Origin of the sequence: Micromonospora sp. NBC_01739, from assembly GCF_035920385.1 — a bacterium.
In the GTDB taxonomy this organism is placed as follows: Bacteria; Actinomycetota; Actinomycetes; order Mycobacteriales; family Micromonosporaceae; genus Micromonospora.
In genome coordinates this window covers 2,850,152-2,867,478 of sequence record NZ_CP109151.1, presented here as the reverse complement: position 1 = coordinate 2,867,478, position 17,327 = coordinate 2,850,152, and the positions used below count along the sequence as shown (strand labels likewise).

The window sequence follows — 17,327 nt, the reverse complement described above, 5'->3', positions numbered from 1 at the left end:
CACGCCCGCCAGAGTGTACGGGTACTGGCTGGAAAAGTCGTGTACGAGGTCCGTGCGCGGGCTGATCGTGACCTGGTTCGTCCCGATGGGCTGCTGGGGCGGCGGCGGAAATGGGCGAGACGGGCCGGTTAGGCTGCGGTCGACGGACAGTTCGATGAAAGAGGAGCGGACGTGCTCGTAGCCGGCTTTCCCGCCGACGCCTTCGGCACCAACTGCTACGTGGTCGCCACCGGGCCGGGGGAGCAGTGCGTGGTGGTCGACCCCGGCATCGGGGTGGTCGACCGGCTGGACGCGCTACTGGCAGAGCATCGCCTGCATCCGGCCGCGGTGCTGCTCACCCACGGCCACCTGGACCACACCTTCTCGGTGGCGCCGGTCTGCGGGGCGCGGGGCATCACCGCCTACGTGCATCCGGGGGACCGGGAGATGCTGGCCGATCCGGCCAAGGGCCTGTCGATGGACCTGAGCCAGTTGTTCGGCGGGCGGCTGCCGTACGCCGAGCCGGAGGACGTGGCCGAGTTGGCCGACGGTACGACGCTCACCCTCGCCGGGTTGGAGATCACCGTCGACCACGCGCCCGGCCATACCGGCGGGTCGGTGCTGTTCCGGCTGCCCGGTGCCGGTTCGCCCTGGGAGGCCGAGCAGCTCTGCCTCTCCGGTGACGTGCTGTTCGCCGGTTCGATCGGCCGCACCGACCTGCCGGGCGGCAGTATGCCGACGATGCTCACCAGTCTGCGGGACAAGATCCTTCCGCTGGCCGACGACACCGTCGTACTGCCGGGCCACGGCCCCGCGACCACCATCGGCCGCGAACGCGCCACCAACCCGTACCTCGCCGAGGTGGCCGGGATGGGCGGCGGGCGACCGGCGGCCCCCACCCGCGGCCTGTAGCGGCCGCTGCCACGCTCACCCGCGCGGACCGTGCGGGTTCCCGAACGGAGCATCATGAGCAAGCCCACGCCCATCTCCGGCTTCCCGGAGTGGACGCCCGCCCAGCGGATGATCGAGCAGTACGTCCTGGACCGGATCCGGTCGACCTTCGAGCTGTACGGCTTCGCCCCGCTGGAGACCCGGGCGGTCGAGCCGCTGGACCAGTTGCTGCGCAAGGGGGAGACCTCCAAGGAGGTCTACGTGATCCGCCGGCTGCAGGGGGATCCGGAGGGCCCCTCCGGCGACGACACCCTGGGGCTGCACTTCGACCTGACCGTGCCGTTCGCCCGGTACGTGCTGGAGAACGCCGGCAAGCTGAACTTCCCTTTCCGGCGGTACCAGATCCAGAAGGTGTGGCGCGGCGAGCGCCCGCAGGAGGGGCGCTACCGGGAGTTCCTCCAGGCCGACATCGACATCGTCGACCGGGACACCCTGGCGCCGCACCACGAGGCGGAGATGCCGCTGGTCATCGGCGACGCGCTGCGTTCGCTGCCGATCCCGCCGGTGCGCATCCAGGTCAACAACCGCAAGATCTGCGAGGGCTTCTACCGGGGCATCGGGCTGACCGACCCGGAGGCGGCGCTGCGCGCGGTCGACAAGCTCGACAAGATCGGCCCGGCCGGGGTGACGGAGCTGCTGGCGACCACGGCCGGGGCCAGCGAGGCGCAGGCCAAGGCGGTGCTGGCGCTGGCCGAGATCTCCGCGCCGGACCCCTCCTTCGCCGACGCGGTGCGCGGGCTGGGGGTCAGCGACCCGCTGCTGGACGAGGGCGTCGAGGAGTTGGTCCGGGTGGTGGAGACCGCCGCCGCCCACTCGCCCGGCCTCTGCGTGGCCGACCTGCGCATCGCCCGGGGCTTGGACTACTACACCGGCACGGTCTACGAGACCCAGATGATCGGGTACGAGCGCTTCGGCTCGATCTGCTCCGGCGGCCGGTACGACAACCTGGCCAGCGCCGGCAACGTCCGGTTCCCCGGGGTGGGCATCTCCATCGGGGTGACCCGGCTGCTCGGCCTGCTCTTCGGCGCCGATGCCCTGTCGGTGTCCCGGTCGGTGCCCACCTGTGTGCTGGTCGCGGTGACCAGCGAGGAGCACCGTGGCGCCAGCAACCGGGTCGCCGAGGCGCTGCGCTCGCGGGGCATCCCCACGGAGGTCTCGCCGAGCGCGGCGAAGTTCGGCAAGCAGATCCGGTACGCCGAGCGGCGCGGCATCCCGTACGTCTGGTTCCCCGGCACGGACGGCGCCCCGGACGAGGTCAAGGACATCCGCTCCGGCGACCAGGTAGCCGCAGCGGCAGGGGAGTGGACCCCACCCCAGGCCGACCTCAAGCCGCTGATCGGCTGACCGGGCTGGCTGTGCCCGTACCCCGGTGAAGCCCCGGGCGTGGTCGTCGCTGGCTCTGGCGACGACCACGCCGGGGTGCCTGCGGTGCTGCGGTTCGTCAGGCGGCGGGAGGTTCCAGGGGCATCAGCAGGCAACTGGAGGTGGCGTGGGCGACCAGGCGGTCCCGCCCGTCGGTGAGCCGAGCCTCGGCCAGGGCGGTACGGCGGCCCTGCTGGAGCACCGTCCCCTCGCAGCGCAGCATGCCGGAGTCCACCGTCACCGGGCGGAGGAACTTCACGTTCAGGTCGAGGGTGGTGTAGCCGATGCCGGCCGGCAGGGTGCTGTGTACGGCGCAGGCGGCGGCGGTGTCCAGCAGGGTCGAGATGACCCCGCCGTGCACCGTGCCCAGGGGGTTGTAGTGGAACTCCTGCGGCTCCAGTTCGACCACCACCCGCCCCTCCTCGGCGGTCATGCTGGCCATGTCGATCAGGCGCATCACCGGAGGGGCGGCTAGCTCACCGGCGACCATGGCGCGGAGCAGGTCCAGGCCGCTGCGCCGGCCGATCTGCGCGGCGTTGATGCTCGGGTCGGACCACGAGAAGGTGCGGCTGCGCGTCGCATCCTGCGTCTGCGTCATGGACTCAGCCTGGCAGCGGTTGCTGAGTCTGTCAACGAGACTTAGCCTGGTGGGATGAGACCCGCCGCGTTGGACTGGTCGGTGGACAACTGCACGGTCGCCCGCGCCATGGAGATCCTCGGCGAGAAGTGGACCCTGGTGGTGTTGCGTGAGGTGTTCAACGGCATCCGACGCTTCGACGACATGCGGGTGCGGACAGGAATCCCCCGGCAGGTGCTGACCAACCGGCTGACCGGCCTGGTCGAGCAGGGCGTGCTACGCCGGGAGCCGTACCAGGAGCCGGGCAGTCGGATCCGCCACGAGTACCGGCTCACCCCCAAGGGCTTCGACCTGTGGCCGGTGCTGGTCGCCGTCCTGGCCTGGGGTGACCGCTACCTGGCCGATCCGGAGGGGTCCCCGCTGAGCGTCGGCCACCGCGACTGCGGCGCCGAGGTCCACGCGGAACTCCACTGCACCGCAGGCCACCCCGTAACCGACCCCCGCGACCTCATCCCCCGCCCCGGCCCCGGCGCCCACCCCCGCTAGCAGCCCACCCGCCCCCCACGCAGGCCTCCCGCCCGCGCGGCCCCGCCCGCCCCGCGCCCGTCGATCTTGCACTTTCGGTCGCGCTTTCGGGGCTTTTGCCCAGGTGTGCACCGACAGAAAGTGCAAGATCGCGGGGAGGGTACGGGCGCGGGGCGTGCGGGGAGGGGGGCTACCAGGGGTAGCCGGCGGGGTAGGAGATGGTGGAGAGGATCTGCTGGCCGGTGGCGTTGGGGTGGAAGTAGTCCCAGGTGGAGAGCTGGGCGAGGGTGAAGGGGTAGTTGAAGACGGCGTTGTTGTCGTACCGGCAGTTCGCGCCGTAGGCGGCGCAGGCCGCGGCCAGTTGGGCGTTGAAGGCGATCACCCGCTGCCGGACCCGGTCGCGTCGGTCGACGTCGGCCTGGGCGGTCGAGGTCGGGTTGGCCAGGATGGACTGGCAGATGCCGAAGACCGACCAGGCGGTACGGGCGCTGCTGCTGCCCCTGCCGACCGACCAGAGCCGGTGTACGTCCGGGATGCTGATCACGTAGACCTTGGCGTTGGGCAGGCCGGACTTGAGGCGGGCCAGCGCGGAGTCGATGTTCGCCCGGAAGGTGGTCGTCGAGGTCATCGTCGACTCCGAGCTGGTGCAGGCGTCGTTGGCGCCGATCAGGACGGTGACGTAGTCGACCCCCTGGCTGACCGCGGTGCCGGCCTGGCCGTACAGGTCGGCTGACTTGGCCCCGGTGCGGGCGGCGTTGTGGTTGCGGCCGTTGATGGCCGGGTTGCTCTGGCGAATCCGCAGGTAGTGACTGTTCACCGTGGCGTCGCCGCCGGTGCTGAACGAGCGGTTGGTGCAGTCGACGTACCACCCGCAGGCGTTGAAGCCGCGGGTGATCGAGTCGCCGAGGCTGGCCATCGAGTTCGGTGGTGGACCGGGGTCGGCGACGGCGGGACTGGTGGCGAACAAGACGAGGGCGGTGACGCCGGCGAGGGTGGCCAGCGCGCGTCGGACGAGGGTCATGGTGGCCTCCGGGTCACGGTTGCCGGGTGGTGGCGGTGACCAGAGCGTATAGACGACCGTCTGTATCCACAACGTTGCCGGCAGGTTACCTCGACCGAACGGTGAAACTGGGGCAAAGGGCGGCCTTGTCTATGATCTTAAATGTGTGAATACTTCTCTTCGCTTGGCCGTTTCCCCAGGTGGCCGAGTTTCCCCCTGCCCTGTCGGCATGACAGGGCCCTCCAACCCCCTTCGGGAGGCTGTTACATGCGACCCACAAGGTCAATGCTGCGCCGCGCGGTCACCGTCGCCGCGGCCGGAACCCTCGTCGCCGGTGTGCTGGCCGGCACCCCCGCCCAGGCGGCCCCCGGGTCCGCCACGCCTGACTCCGCCGCCACCCTGGCCGAGCGGCTCGGTGCCCGCGCCGCCGGTGCGTACGCCGACGCGACCGGCAAGATGGTCGTCGCGGTGACCGACAGCCTCGCCGCCCGCCAGGTGGCGTCGGCCGGCGCCACCCCGAAGCTGGTCAAGCGAGGTGCGGCCGAGCTGAACCGGGCCACCGCCGAGCTGGACCGCTCCGCGGCCATCCCGGGCACCGCCTGGTGGGTCGACCCGGCCACCAACCAGGTCGTCGTCTCCGTCGACAGCACCGTGACCGGTGCCAAGCTGGAGCGGGTCAAGGCCGCTGCGGCGCGGACCAACGGCGCGGTACGCATCGAGGCCGAGGCCGGTGTGCTGAGCACCCGGATCTCGGGTGGCCAGGCCATCTACGCCCAGGGCGGTGGGCGCTGCTCGCTCGGCTTCAACGTCCGGGCCGGCAGCACGTACTACTTCATCACCGCCGGGCACTGCACCAACATCGCGGCGAACTGGTACAGCAACTCCAGCCAGAGCGCGCTGCTGGGCTCGCGTACCGGCAGTGTCTTCCCGGGCAGCGACTACGGCATCGTCCGGTACAGCAACCAGAGCACCGTGCAGCCGGGCAACGTCTCCCTGTACAACGGCAGCTTCCGTGACATCACCGCGTCCGGTAACGCCTACGTCGGCCAGTCGGCGCAGCGCTCCGGCAGCACCACCGGCGTACGCAGTGGCTCGGTGACCGCCCTCAACGCCACGGTCAACTACGCCGAGGGTCAGGTTCGTGGCCTGATCCGGACCAACATCTGCGCCCAGCCCGGTGACAGCGGCGGCTCGCTGTTCAGCGGCACCATCGCGCTCGGCCTGACCTCCGGCGGCAGCGGCAACTGCTCCACCGGCGGCACCACCTTCTTCCAGCCGGTCGGGCCGGTGCTGAGCCGCTACGGCGTCAGCGTCTACTGATCTGCCGTACCCCCTGACCCTCCTCACCGCAGCGGGCCGCCGGATTCCTCCTCCGGCGGCCCGCCCGCGTGTGCCGAGGTTCCAGGTGCCGTCGGGTCGGGAGCAGGGGGTAAACGGGGTGCGGGCTGGCTGTTAACAGGGGACCCTTTTGCTACCTGAGGCGTTAAGAAGGGGCCCTTCCTTGCACCCGGCAAACGGCCGCGGGGGAGTGCTGCGAGAATGCCCGCAACAGACGTAGAGCTTCACGAGGGAGACGCACGCCGTGATCCGTACCCATGACGCCGGCAGCCTGCGCGCGACGGACGCCGGCAGCACGGTGACCCTCGCCGGATGGGTGGCCCGCCGGCGCGACCACGGCGGTGTCATCTTCGTCGACCTGCGCGACGGCTCCGGCGTGGTCCAGGTGGTCTTCCGGGAGGAGGACGCGCACGCCCTGCGCAACGAGTACTGCGTCAAGGTCGTCGGTGAGGTCACCCGGCGGCCCGAGGGCAACGAGAACCCGGAGCTGCCCACCGGCGAGATCGAGGTGACCGCCGCCGAGCTGGAGGTGCTCTCCGAGGCGGCGCCGCTGCCGCTGCCGGTGGACGACCAGGTGGTGGCCGGCGACGACATCCGGCTCAAGTACCGCTACCTGGACCTGCGGCGCGGCGGCCCGGCCAAGGCGATGCGGCTGCGCTCGCGGGCCAACCAGCTCGCCCGGGCCGTGCTGCACGAGCGGGACTTCCTGGAGATCGAGACCCCGACCCTGACCCGGTCCACCCCGGAGGGTGCCCGCGACTTCCTGGTCCCCGTCCGCCTGCAGCCCGGCAGCTGGTACGCCCTGCCGCAGTCGCCGCAGCTGTTCAAGCAGCTGCTGATGGTCGGCGGCATGGAGCGGTACTACCAGATCGCCCGCTGCTACCGCGACGAGGACTTCCGGGCCGACCGGCAGCCGGAGTTCACCCAGCTGGACATCGAGATGTCCTTCGTCACCGAGGACGACGTGATCGACCTCGGTGAGGCGATCGTGTCCGCCCTCTGGTCGGACCTGGCCGGGTACGAGATCCCCCGGCCGATCCCGCGGATCACCTGGCACGACGCGATGGCCCGGTACGGCTCGGACAAGCCGGACCTGCGCTACGGCGTCGAGCTGACCGAGCTCACCGAGTACCTGCGCGGCACCACCTTCCGGGTCTTCGCCGGGGCGATCGACGCGGGCGGCTATGTCGGCGCGGTGGTCATGCCCGGCGGTGCCGCCCAGACCCGCAAGGAGCTGGACGGCTGGCAGGACTGGGCCAAGGCGCGCGGCGCCAAGGGCCTGGCGTACGTGGTGCTCGACGCCGAGACCGGCGAGGCACGTGGGCCGGTGGCGAAGAACCTGTCGGCCGAGCATCTGAACGGGCTGGCCGACGCGGTCGGTGCCAAGCCGGGCGACGCGATCTTCTTCGCCGCCGGTGCCGAGGCTCGGGAGGCCCAGGAGCTGCTCGGGGCGGCCCGCATCGAGATCGCCAAGCGAGCCGGGCTGGTCGACGAGAGTGCCTGGGCGTTCTGCTGGGTGGTCGACGCGCCGATGTTCGAACGGACCTCGGACGAGAGCGGCGCGGCGGGTGGCTGGACGGCGGTGCACCACCCCTTCACCTCGCCGAACTCCGAGTGGGTGGACCGCTTCGAGGAGGCGCCGGACCGGGCGCTGGCGTACGCGTACGACATCGTCTGCAACGGCAACGAGATCGGCGGCGGCTCGATCCGTATCCACCGCCGCGACGTGCAGCAGCGGGTCTTCGACCTGCTCGGCATCACGCCCGAGGAGGCGCAGGACAAGTTCGGCTTCCTGCTGGAGGCGTTCAACTACGGCCCGCCGCCGCACGGCGGCATCGCCTTCGGCTGGGACCGGGTCTGCATGCTGCTGGCCGGGGCCGACTCGATCCGCGAGGTGATCGCCTTCCCGAAGACCCGGGGCGGCTTCGACCCCCTCACCGGCGCCCCCACCCCGATCACCGCCCAGCAGCGCACCGAGGCCGGCGTCGACGCCAAGCCCAAGCCGCAGGCGCCGTCCCACCCCGGCACCGCCGGCCCCGCCGCCCCGGTAGCGGACCCCACCTGACCCACCCACCCTTCCCTGGTTCTGGTTGATCAAGAAGTTTGCGTCATGATTTGAGCCCTTCGGCGACGCAAACTTCTTGATCAACCAACCGGGGGAGGGCGAGGATGCGGGTTCTGGTGGTGGGGGGTAGCGGGTTTCTGGGGCGGGAGGTGTGCCGGCGGGGAGTCGGCGCGGGATGGTCGGTGGTCGGGACGTGTCACTCCGGTGCGGTGCGGGTGCCGGGGGTGGCGGTCCGGCGGCTGGACGTGACCGACCGGCTCGCGGTGCGCACCCTGGTCGCGCAGGTGCGCCCGGAGGTCGTGGTCAACACCTCCTACCGGTACGACGACTGGACGGTCACCGCCGACGGGGCGGCGTACGTGGCCCGGGCCGCCGCCGAGGTGGGTGCCCGCCTGGTGCACATCTCCAGCGACGCGCTGCACGCCGGGCGCTCCGAGCCGTACGCCGACGATGATCCACCCACCCCGATCTTCCCGTACGGTGCGGCGAAGGCAGCTGCGGAGACGGCCGTGCGCGCGATCGACCCGGGGGCCGTGCTGGTGCGTACCTCGCTGATCGTCGGCGAGGGCAGCCCGCAGATTCGACTCTGCCGGGAGGCCCTGGCCGGACGCGGAGCCCTCTTCACCGGCGAGTTGCGCTGCCCGGTGGACGTCACCGACCTGGCCGCCGCCGTGCTCGAACTGGCGGCTTCGGACTACGCCGGACCGCTGAACGTGGCCGGCCCGGACCCGGTCAGCCGGGCGGAGTTGGGTCGACTGCTGGCCCGCCGGGAAGGCCTGGCCACCAGTGCCCTGACGACCACCACCGCCGCCGGCCGCGGCCTGGTCCGCCCAGCCGAGATCCGCCTCGACACCACCCGCGCCACCACCCTGCTCCACACCCGCCTACGCGGCATCACCGAACTCCTAGCCCTCTGAGCCGCCCCCGCCCGCTCTCGTCGAGCCCGTCGAGCCCGTCGCGCCCGTCGCCTCGCCGAGCCCGCCCCGGGCCGTCGATCTTGCACTTTCTGTCGGGGTAAAGCTGACATAAGCCGCAAAAGAGCGACCGAAAGTGCAAGATCGACGGGGAGGGGGGAGTGCACAATAGTTGTGCAGAGGAGTTGTGCATAAGTATTGTGGATTTATGGAGTACAGTGCGGGGGATCGGCCTCGGCGGGTGCGGATCGATCGGCGGCAGGTGCGGGTGTTGGCGCATCCGTTGCGGACGCGGCTGTTGGGGGCCCTGCGGGTAAAGGGGCCGGCGACGGCCAGCGGGCTCGCTGAGCTGCTCGACACCAACACCGGGGCGACCAGCTATCACCTGCGGCAGTTGGCCGAGGTGGGCTTGGTGGTCGAGGAACCCGGCCGGGGGACCGGGCGGCAGCGGTGGTGGCGGGCCGCCCACGACGTCACGAACTGGGAGAACACCGACTTCGACGACGACCCGGACGCCCGGGCCGCGATCGAGTGGATCCAGGCCGAGCAGGTACGCCAGTACGTCGAGTACGCCGAGCGGTGGTTCGCCGTACGCGATCAGTGGCCGCCGGCCTGGCGTGACCTCTTCGGTACCAGTGACGCCTTCATGACCATTCCGGCGGCCCGGTTGGCGCAGCTGCGCGCGGAGTTGTGGCAGGTGCTGGAGCGCTACCGGGCCGAGTCGGACCCGACCGAGCCCGGGGCCGAGCAGGTGCAGATCTTCCTCACCGCCCTGCCGATGCTGATCGGTGGCACCCGGTGAACCCCCTGTCCGTACGCCAGGTCCGGCGGCGTTACCTGGTCCTGCACGGCCTGCGCTGGTTGCCGGTCGGCCTGTTGATCCCGGTGACCATCCTGCTCATGCAGGAACGCGGCCTGTCCCTGACCCAGATCGGTCTGGCCGTCGCCGCGCAGGGCGTGGTGGTGCTCGCCCTGGAGTTGCCGACCGGCGGGGTGGCCGACGCCCTGGGCCGCAAGCCCGTGCTGGTGGTGGCGAGCCTGGTCGGCCTGGTCTCGACCGGGCTGCTGGTGGTGGCGGACTCCTTCGCCCTGCTGGTCGTCGTCTGGGCGCTGCAAGGGGTGTTCCGCGCCCTGGACAGCGGCCCCCTGGAGTCCTGGTACGTCGACACCACCCTGGCCGCGGACCCGGACGCCGGGTACGAGAAGGGGTTGGGTCAGGGGGGCATGGTGCTCGGCCTGGCCATGGCGGCCGGGGCGCTGCTCAGTGGCGGTCTGGTGGCCCTGGGGCCGATCGGGCCGCTGAGCGCCTTGACCGGGCCGGTGCTGGCTGCCGTCGGCTTGCAGGTGGTCTACCTGGTGGCGTTGCTGATCCTGCTGGTGGAGGGTCGGGCGGTGATCGGCCGGGCCACGTTGCGGGCCTCCGTGCGCGATGCCCCGCGCATGGTGGGGGAGGCCCTCGGTCTGCTGCGCCGGTCCCGGGTGCTGCTGGCCCTGGTGGCGGTCGAGTTGTTCTGGGGCTTCGGCATGGCCACCTTCGAGGGTCTGTTGCCGATCCGGTTGGCCGAGGTGGTGGGCGACCCGGAGCGGGCCGGTGTCCTGCTCGGGCCGGCCAGTACGGCGGCATGGCTGGCCTCGGCCGCCGGCGCGGCGCTCACCCCACTGATCATCCGGTGGCTGGGTGCCGCCCCCGGTGCCGCCCTGCTGCGGATCATGCAGGGGATCACCGTGGTCGGCATGGCCCTGTTCGCCGGGCCGACCGGAGTGTTGATCGCCTTCTTCGCCTGCTACGCCGTGCACGGCGCCTCCAACCCCCTGCACATGGGGCTGCTGCACCGGCAGGTCGCCGGCCCGTACCGGACCAGCCTGATCTCGCTGAACTCCATGGTGGCGATGCCGGCCGGCGCCCTGGGTGGGGTGGTGCTCGGCTACATCGGCGACCGGGCCGGGGTCAGCGCGGCGATGCTGGTCGGCGCGGTGGTGCTGGCGGTCGCCGCGCCGCTGTACCTGCCGGCCTGGCGGGCCGGCCGCCACCCCGAACCGCCGATGACCGCCGATCGGCAGCAGCACCCCGCCGATCGGCAGCAGCACTCCGCCGAGCCGGAGGAGGGTGGGGGGTCGACCGGCAACGGAGTGTCGATCCCCGGTCAGGCGCAGCGCACCGAGGTGAGCCCGACGGCCTCGACGTAACCGAGCCGACGGTAGAGCCGGATCGCACCGACGTTGGCCGGGAAGACGCCCAGCGCCAGCATGTCGTGGCGGGCCGCCAGGGCCCGGCTCATCCCGGCGGTGAGGGCGGCGCCCAGGCCCCGGCCCCGCCAGGCCGGCGCCACCGTCAGCCCGGCGAGGAAACCGACGTCACCCCGGGTGCGGTCGGCCCCGCAGGCGATCAGCCGGTCACCCTCGCGGATGCCGTACCAGTCGACGACCTGGGGATTGCCCGGCCGTGCCGTGGAGGTGGGGAAGGACTCCTCGATGAGGGCCGCCAGTTCGGGGTGATCCGCCTCGGTGAGCCGGACGACCCGTTCCTCGCCGGGTTGCGGGGGCGGCGGGGTGGTGGTCCAGAGGAAGTCCCAGTCCTCGTGGGCCGCCACCCCGGGTGCGGTGTCGAGGGTGGCCCGGTCCAGTCGGGGCAGATGCACCCAGCGGCCGGGCTGCAAGACGCCCTCGGCGGCGAGCACGCCGAACAGGTCTGCCGCCTCGGCCGGCGGCCCGACCATCCCACCCAGCGGCCCCGTCGTGACCTCGGGCAGCAGCCAGCAGACCGCACCGTCCCGGCGCCAGGCCCGTACCGGCTCCCGCAGCGGCAGCGAATGTCGGAGGAAGGGGTGCGGGCCCACGGCGCGCAGAATCGCCTCCCGCTCGGCTAGCCCCCCGTCGAAGATGACCATGGGATTGAGCCTAGATGGGCCCGCATCCGGTCAGGAGAGGGTGGCCCGGGGTCCAGGGTGGAGATTGGCGGGGGGACCGATCGGGTACATCCCGGGCCGACCTACTGGAACCCCCACCGGAGGAACGCCATGCTCGCCATTGCCGCCGCTGCGGTCTTCGGCTTCACCTTGCTGCTGGACCTGCTCGGTACCGATCTCGGAGCCCCGGATCTGTTCAACTGGAACACCCTCGTACTGATCGGCCTGCTGCTGCTGGCACTGCACCTGGCCGGGGTCGGCAGCCGGGGTGGCCGCTGGTATCGGGGGCGTCGTCCCGGTCGCGGCTGACCGAGAGTGATCATCCCGGGCTCGATCGGTGGCGTGATTCTGGCGCGCTCGGTCGAGCCCGGTACTGTTCTCGTGATGGAGTCCGAGACGCTGTTCACCCTGGGTCAACCTGCCGCAGCAGTCAGTGCGGTGGCAGGTTCCAGCGGCGTCGGCGGCTTCAGCCCGGTCGGCCCGGACGCGCCGCTGCCGGTCCGGATGCGTCCGGCGAACCTGGACGAACTCGTCGGTCAGGAGCATCTGCTCGCCCCCGGTGCGCCACTGCGACAACTGGTCACCGGTCAGGCCCCGATGTCGGTCATCCTCTGGGGGCCACCCGGAAGCGGCAAGACCACCATCGCCCACCTGGTGGCCACCGCCACCGACCGGCGGTTCGTCGCCATGTCGGCCCTGTCGGCCGGGGTCAAGGACGTCCGCGCGGTGATCGACACCGCTCGCCGGCAGCGGCGCTCCGGCGGCCCGCCCACGGTGCTCTTCATCGACGAGGTGCACCGGTTCAGCAAGACCCAGCAGGACTCCCTGCTCGCCGCCGTCGAGGACCGTACGGTCACCCTGCTGGCGGCCACCACGGAGAATCCGTACTTCTCGGTCATCTCCCCGCTGCTGTCCCGGTGTGTGCTGCTCACCCTGCACCCGCTAGACGACACCGCGGTGCGTCGCCTGCTGCATCGGGCCCTGACCGACGAGCGGGGCCTGGCCGGGGCCCTCACCCTGGATCCCGAGGCGGAGGAGCATCTGGTCCGGTTGGCCGGCGGGGACGTCCGCAAGGCCCTGACCGCCCTGGAGGCCGCCGCCGGTGCGGCCACCGCCCTGGGCACCGGCCGCATCGACCTGGCCACCGCCGAACGGGCGGTGGACACCGCCGCGGTCCGGTACGACCGGGCCGGGGATGCCCACTACGACGTGACCAGCGCCTTCATCAAGAGCATGCGGGGCTCGGACGTGGACGCCGCCCTGCACTGGCTGGCCCGGATGCTGGTCGCCGGGGAGGACGCCCGGTTCATCGCCCGCCGACTGGTCATCTTCGCCAGCGAGGATGTCGGCATGGCCGATCCGAGTGCCCTCAGCGTGGCGACTGCTGTCGCCCACGCGGTGGAGTACGTCGGCCTGCCGGAGGTGCAGCTCAACCTCGCCCAGGCGGTGATCCACCTGGCCACCGCACCCAAGTCGAACTCGGCCACCACCGCGATCGGGGCGGCGATCGCGGACGTACGGGCCGGGCGGGGTGGCGCGGTGCCGCGGGGCCTGCGCGACGCCCACTACGCCGGGGCCCGCGGCCTCGGTCACGGCACCGGGTACCGCTACCCCCACGACGACCACCGGGGGGTGGTCCGCCAGCAGTACGTCCCGGACGACCTGGTCGGGACCGACTACTACCAGCCGAGCCAGCACGGTGCGGAACGCGCGGTGGCCACCCGGCTGCCGTTGCTACGCCGGATCGTTCGTGGACTACCCGCCCCCGCCGCCACGGGAACGTCGCCGGGCGGCGGCCGGGATCAGGTCCGCTCCGGTACCGATGACCCGCAGTCGACGACCGCGGCCGCCGAGGTGACCGAGGAGGTCGGCGATCGCGCCGACGGGAAGGGTCAACAGTGAGATCGCCTGGTTCCGAGCGACCGGAGGACGGCCAGGAGGAGCGGCGCGCCAAGCCCCGCCGCTGGGGCCGAAACAAGTCGGAGGCCGTCCCGCAGGAGCCGGACGGCGGTGAGGACTTCGGCTGGATCGACGATCTGCGCTCGGCCAAGCAGCAGCGCGGTGAACTGGGTCCCGACGGGATCACCCCCGTCTCCGAGGGCCCGGCGGCGTCGTCCCGACCCGTTCACCCCGGCCCGATCCCGGGTGGCCCCGCCCCGGCCGGGCCGCAAGCCCCGCCGACCGGGCCGGTCCGACCCCCTGCCGACGGGCGTACGCAGTCGATGCCGGCGCGGGGCACCGGCCTTCCGCCCCACGACGCACCCCGCCCCGCGGAGGCGCCCCGCGCCCGCCCGGTGGACGGCCCCTGGCCGGGTACCCCGATCACCCGCCCGGCCGGTGGCGGCCCCGCCCCGACCGGCGGCCCTCGTCCGGCCGGTGGGCCCGTGGCCGCCGGTGGGCCTAGGCCCGCTGAGGCCCCCGGGTCCGCTGCCTCGCCGGGTGCGACGCCGATGCCCGGCACCGGACACCAACCGGTGGTGGGTGCCCGTGAACAGCTACCCGCCCCCGCCGGGCAACCCCCGGCGCCCGCCGGACCTCGTGGCCGCCAGGGCCCCGGCATGACGGACACCCCGCCGGGTGGGTGGCCGCAGACAGGTCAGGGGCGGTACCGGGGCGAACCGAGGACCGGTCCGGTGATCGGGCCGCCGACCAACGCACCGGAGGGACCCGTCTCGGGTGCTCCGGTCGGCCCGGTGTCGGGTCCCCCCGCAGCGCGCCGCCCGGTCCGGCCGACCGGGGCGCCTGCCGGTCCCCGCCGTGCGATGCCGGAACCGATGGGTGGCCCCCGGGTCCCCGGTGCCCCCGAGATCGACCCTGCGGTATCTCCGCTGCCCGCTCAGCCGGGCCGACGTGCCGTCCCGGAGGCACCCTCGACCGCCGAGGGTGGCCTGGGCCGTCCGGCAGCAGGCATGGCGCCCGCTGCGGGGGCACCGACCGGCGCACCCGCCAGCGGCCGACGGGTGGGGCGGCGACGCGCCGCCGAGCCCGAGACGGACCAGCCGGTGGTGCCGGCCTCCGGCAATGCGCCGCCGATCCCCGAGCCGGCATCGCGTGACACCGGCGACGACAATCCCCTCCGGGGCCGCCGCTCCGCGCCGCCGGCCCCGCCCACCACTGCGCAGGGTCCGTCCGCCGCGCAGCGAGGCCCGTCCACCACGCCGCAGGGCCCCTCGATGGGGCAGCGAGGCCCCGCGACCGCGCCACAGGACCCCTCGACCGGCCAGCGAGGCCCTTCCGTCGCGCCGCCGGGCCCCTCGACAGCGCCGCGCGGTCCTGCGACCGCCCCACCGGGCCCGTCGGCAGGGCAGCGCGGTCCCGCGACCGCGCCGCCGGGCCCCTCGGCGGTGCCGCCGGGACGGTCTACGGCAGCGCACGGCGTACCGGTGGTGCCGCCAGGGCCGCAGACGCCGCCCCAGGGCCGTCGGACGGTGCCGGAATCACCACGTCGAGCTGCGGACCTGCCGGAGATGCCCCCCGGCACCGGCACACCGCCGCCGCCGAGCAGGGCGGGTCGCCGGGCGGCCGAGGACGGGCCGGTGACCGCCACCGGCCCGGTCGACGACCCCGGCGGGCGGTCGGTGGACCCCCGCTCCGGCAGCGGCGGACCGGACCGACCGCAGCGGCCGGCGGACTGGCTGCGCCAGGCCGGACGGGCCCACCACACCGATCCGGCCCTTCGGACGATCACGAGGTCGGAGCCGGGCCGCCCCGAGGGTGCCCCCACCGGCGATGTGCCGACCGTGCGGGGGCAGCGCGGTGTGGAGAAGCCCGCCGGGCCGCCGCCGGGCCGCGCCGCCGCCGAGGCGGGTCGACCCGAGGGTGGGGTACGGCCGCCGACCGGCGGAGCAGCCCGCCAGGACGGGCCGCCTACCGGCCGTGGGCGGGTCCTGCCCCCGGCCGGGGCACCGGTTACCCCGTCGGCCGGGAACGAGCCGCCGCCCGGCCGACCAGGATCAGCCGTACCGCCGGGACGGCCCGGATCAGCCGTACCCCCCGGACGGCCCGGACCGGTGCCGGGGCAGCCGGGTGGGGGGCCGGCGACCGGGCGTACCCGGGCTCCGGAGCAGCCGCCCGCCCCGCCGCGCGGTACCGCCCGCCCCGATGGCCCACCGGTCGGACGCCCCGCTGACCTGCCGCCGGGCCCCCCCGGGTCGCCGGTGGTCGCCCGGGGCGCCGCCGCGCCTCGGGCCGAGGAACGGCCGGCGGGCCGGGCCGCTCCGCCCGCCCGCAACCCGGGCCGTCCGGAGCCCTCCGGCGTCGCCGCGGTACCCCCACCGGCGCGAGCCGGTGCGGGCCCGGCGGTGGCTCGGGCGGCTGCGGCGGTCGTTCCGATGGGCCCGGTGCTCCGACCCGGGGAGCCGCAGGTACGGAAACCCGCCGAGGCGCCACCGGCGCACTCCGACGGGCCGGGCGGCGACGGGCCGGACGACGGGGCGCAGGAGCGCCACCAGGACGGCGGCAACCGCCGGATGCGGGTGATGATCCTGGCCGTGGTCAGTGTGCTGCTGCTCGGCGCGGTGCCGGTCTTCTTCGGCCTGCGCGCGGCGGGCCGGGACCCGGTCTTCGCCTCCCTGGACGAACTGGAGGTGCCCACCTGGGCCGCGGTCAGCACCACCGATGCGGTCAGCGGCAGCCGCTGGTGTCTGCTGGACTGCCGGCTGCGGGAGCGGACGGTGACCTCCGAGCGGTCACCGGAGGAGACCGCCCAGGTGTACGAGTCGGCGCTGAGTCAGGACGGCTGGCAGCCGTGGAAGCCGGCCTACTGCCCGGAGCAGGAGGAGAAGGGCCGCTACACCTGCTGGCGGCGGGATGAGCTGACCCTGGATCTCTGGGTCCGCCCGCCGACCTGCGTACCTCCGCCGGTGGACGGCGAGCCGGCCGTGGTGCCCTCGCTGGATCCGGAGGCCGCCGCCGAGGAGTGCGCCGGATCGTTGGTGACGGTGAAGGTGCGTAACGCGATCGACGACGACCGGACCCGGCCACAGCCGAGCACCGATCCGTCACTGACCGGTGTGGACCCCTTCCCGACCCTGGGCGATGATCCGTTGGGTGACTTGACGCCCTCACCACCGTCCTGAGCCGAATGTCATCACGGACGGTAGGGTCTCACCTGGCGTCCCGCGTGTGACCCGGCCGGTCCTGTGGCGGGCCACCGGGCGTCGGCGCGGGCGGGACGACCGCGCGGATCGGGGATAATGCCGCCCCGAGACATCTCGTTGAGGAGGACAGGCGTGGGCTTTCTGGAGGTCGCGGCGCTGATCGCGGCAATCGCATTCGCGATGCTGGTGCTGATCCTGACGCTGCCCATCCTGCGGCTGCGGCACACCGTGGACGCCACCACCCGGATGATCAACGAGCTCAACGACCGGACCGGTCCGCTGCTGGGTGAGGTCAACACCACGGTCCGCAACGTCAATGTCACCCTGGAGCAGGTGCAGACCTCCCTCGACGGGGTGAACCTCCAACTGGCCAAGGTCGACACCATGACCAGCCACGCGCAGAACGTCAGCGCCAATGTCGCCAACCTGGTCACGGTCGTCTCCGCCGCCGCGGCCAATCCCCTGGTCAAGGTGGCGGCCTTCGGGTACGGGGTGCGCAAGGCCGCCTCCGCCCGTCGGCACGCCGAGACCGAGCGCGAGGTCCGCGACACCATCAAGGCCCAGCGGCGCGCCGCCCGGCGCGGGAACCGCTGACCCGACGAAGGCGGAGG

15 protein-coding genes are annotated in these 17,327 nt (G+C 73.1%); 12 read left to right on the top strand and 3 right to left on the bottom strand.

The annotated features are described in order from the left end of the window. The first annotated feature begins 171 nt into the window (after positions 1-171). Together OIE53_RS12585 and hisS are read left to right on the top strand one after the other, a co-directional pair. Positions 172-891 (top strand): MBL fold metallo-hydrolase, encoded by a 720-nt coding sequence (locus OIE53_RS12585; RefSeq protein WP_327026785.1) that lies wholly within the window; start codon positions 172-174, stop codon positions 889-891. A 54-nt stretch (positions 892-945) separates the two neighbouring features. Beyond that, positions 946-2,274 (top strand): histidine--tRNA ligase, encoded by a 1,329-nt coding sequence (gene hisS / locus OIE53_RS12580; protein WP_327026784.1) that lies wholly within the window; start codon positions 946-948, stop codon positions 2,272-2,274. Between the two features lie 97 nt (positions 2,275-2,371). Here the strand turns inward: hisS and OIE53_RS12575 are convergent, their stop codons facing one another. Beyond that, positions 2,372-2,890 carry a PaaI family thioesterase gene (locus OIE53_RS12575; RefSeq protein WP_327026783.1) on the bottom strand — a complete coding sequence of 173 codons (519 nt, stop codon included), beginning with the start codon at positions 2,888-2,890 and terminating at the stop codon, positions 2,372-2,374. Positions 2,891-2,944: 54 nt separating this feature from the next. On the opposite strand from OIE53_RS12575, the gene OIE53_RS12570 reads away from it, so the two are divergent. Then, positions 2,945-3,415 carry a winged helix-turn-helix transcriptional regulator gene (locus tag OIE53_RS12570; RefSeq protein WP_327026782.1) on the top strand — a complete coding sequence of 157 codons (471 nt, stop codon included), beginning with the start codon at positions 2,945-2,947 and terminating at the stop codon, positions 3,413-3,415. Between the two features lie 169 nt (positions 3,416-3,584). Here the strand turns inward: OIE53_RS12570 and OIE53_RS12565 are convergent, their stop codons facing one another. Further along, positions 3,585-4,415, bottom strand: coding sequence for an SGNH/GDSL hydrolase family protein (locus OIE53_RS12565; RefSeq protein WP_327026781.1), 831 nt, complete (start codon positions 4,413-4,415; stop codon positions 3,585-3,587). Positions 4,416-4,661: 246 nt separating this feature from the next. Here OIE53_RS12565 and OIE53_RS12560 point away from each other — a divergent pair, with 246 nt between their 5' ends. From OIE53_RS12560 to OIE53_RS12540, 5 genes are all read left to right on the top strand, one after another. Continuing rightward, complete coding sequence (locus OIE53_RS12560; RefSeq protein ID WP_327026780.1) at positions 4,662-5,714, top strand: S1 family peptidase; 1,053 nt, start codon at positions 4,662-4,664, stop codon at positions 5,712-5,714. 262 nt (positions 5,715-5,976) lie between these two features. After that, positions 5,977-7,797, top strand: a complete 1,821-nt coding sequence (gene aspS / locus OIE53_RS12555) for an aspartate--tRNA ligase (protein WP_327026779.1) — start codon at positions 5,977-5,979, stop codon at positions 7,795-7,797. A gap of 104 nt (positions 7,798-7,901) precedes the next feature. Beyond that, positions 7,902-8,714 carry a sugar nucleotide-binding protein gene (locus OIE53_RS12550; protein WP_327026778.1) on the top strand — a complete coding sequence of 271 codons (813 nt, stop codon included), beginning with the start codon at positions 7,902-7,904 and terminating at the stop codon, positions 8,712-8,714. Positions 8,715-8,919: 205 nt separating this feature from the next. Beyond that, the gene (locus OIE53_RS12545; RefSeq protein WP_327026777.1) at positions 8,920-9,513 is read left to right on the top strand and encodes a helix-turn-helix domain-containing protein; all 594 of its coding nucleotides are present in this window, start codon (positions 8,920-8,922) and stop codon (positions 9,511-9,513) included. Beyond that, positions 9,510-10,898, top strand: coding sequence for an MFS transporter (locus OIE53_RS12540; protein WP_327026776.1), 1,389 nt, complete (start codon positions 9,510-9,512; stop codon positions 10,896-10,898). Before OIE53_RS12545 ends, OIE53_RS12540 begins: the two co-directional genes overlap by 4 nt. On the opposite strand, the gene OIE53_RS12535 is transcribed toward OIE53_RS12540, so the two are convergent. Next, entirely contained in the window at positions 10,856-11,599 is a 744-nt protein-coding gene (locus OIE53_RS12535) for a GNAT family N-acetyltransferase (RefSeq protein WP_327026775.1), read from the bottom strand. The genes OIE53_RS12540 and OIE53_RS12535 overlap by 43 nt on opposite strands. Positions 11,600-11,728: 129 nt before the next feature. On the opposite strand from OIE53_RS12535, the gene OIE53_RS12530 reads away from it, so the two are divergent. From OIE53_RS12530 to OIE53_RS12515, 4 genes are all read left to right on the top strand, one after another. After that, positions 11,729-11,926: a hypothetical protein gene (locus OIE53_RS12530; protein WP_327026774.1), complete on the top strand. Its 198-nt coding sequence runs from the start codon at positions 11,729-11,731 to the stop codon at positions 11,924-11,926. A 75-nt stretch (positions 11,927-12,001) separates the two neighbouring features. Next, on the top strand, positions 12,002-13,519 hold the full coding sequence (locus OIE53_RS12525; protein ID WP_327026773.1) for a replication-associated recombination protein A: 1,518 nt from the start codon (positions 12,002-12,004) through the stop codon (positions 13,517-13,519). Positions 13,520-16,086: 2,567 nt separating this feature from the next. Then, positions 16,087-16,695 carry a hypothetical protein gene (locus tag OIE53_RS12520; RefSeq protein WP_327027169.1) on the top strand — a complete coding sequence of 203 codons (609 nt, stop codon included), beginning with the start codon at positions 16,087-16,089 and terminating at the stop codon, positions 16,693-16,695. A gap of 153 nt (positions 16,696-16,848) precedes the next feature. Next, the gene (locus OIE53_RS12515) at positions 16,849-17,310 is read left to right on the top strand and encodes a DUF948 domain-containing protein (RefSeq protein ID WP_327026772.1); all 462 of its coding nucleotides are present in this window, start codon (positions 16,849-16,851) and stop codon (positions 17,308-17,310) included. Positions 17,311-17,327: the final 17 nt, after the last annotated feature.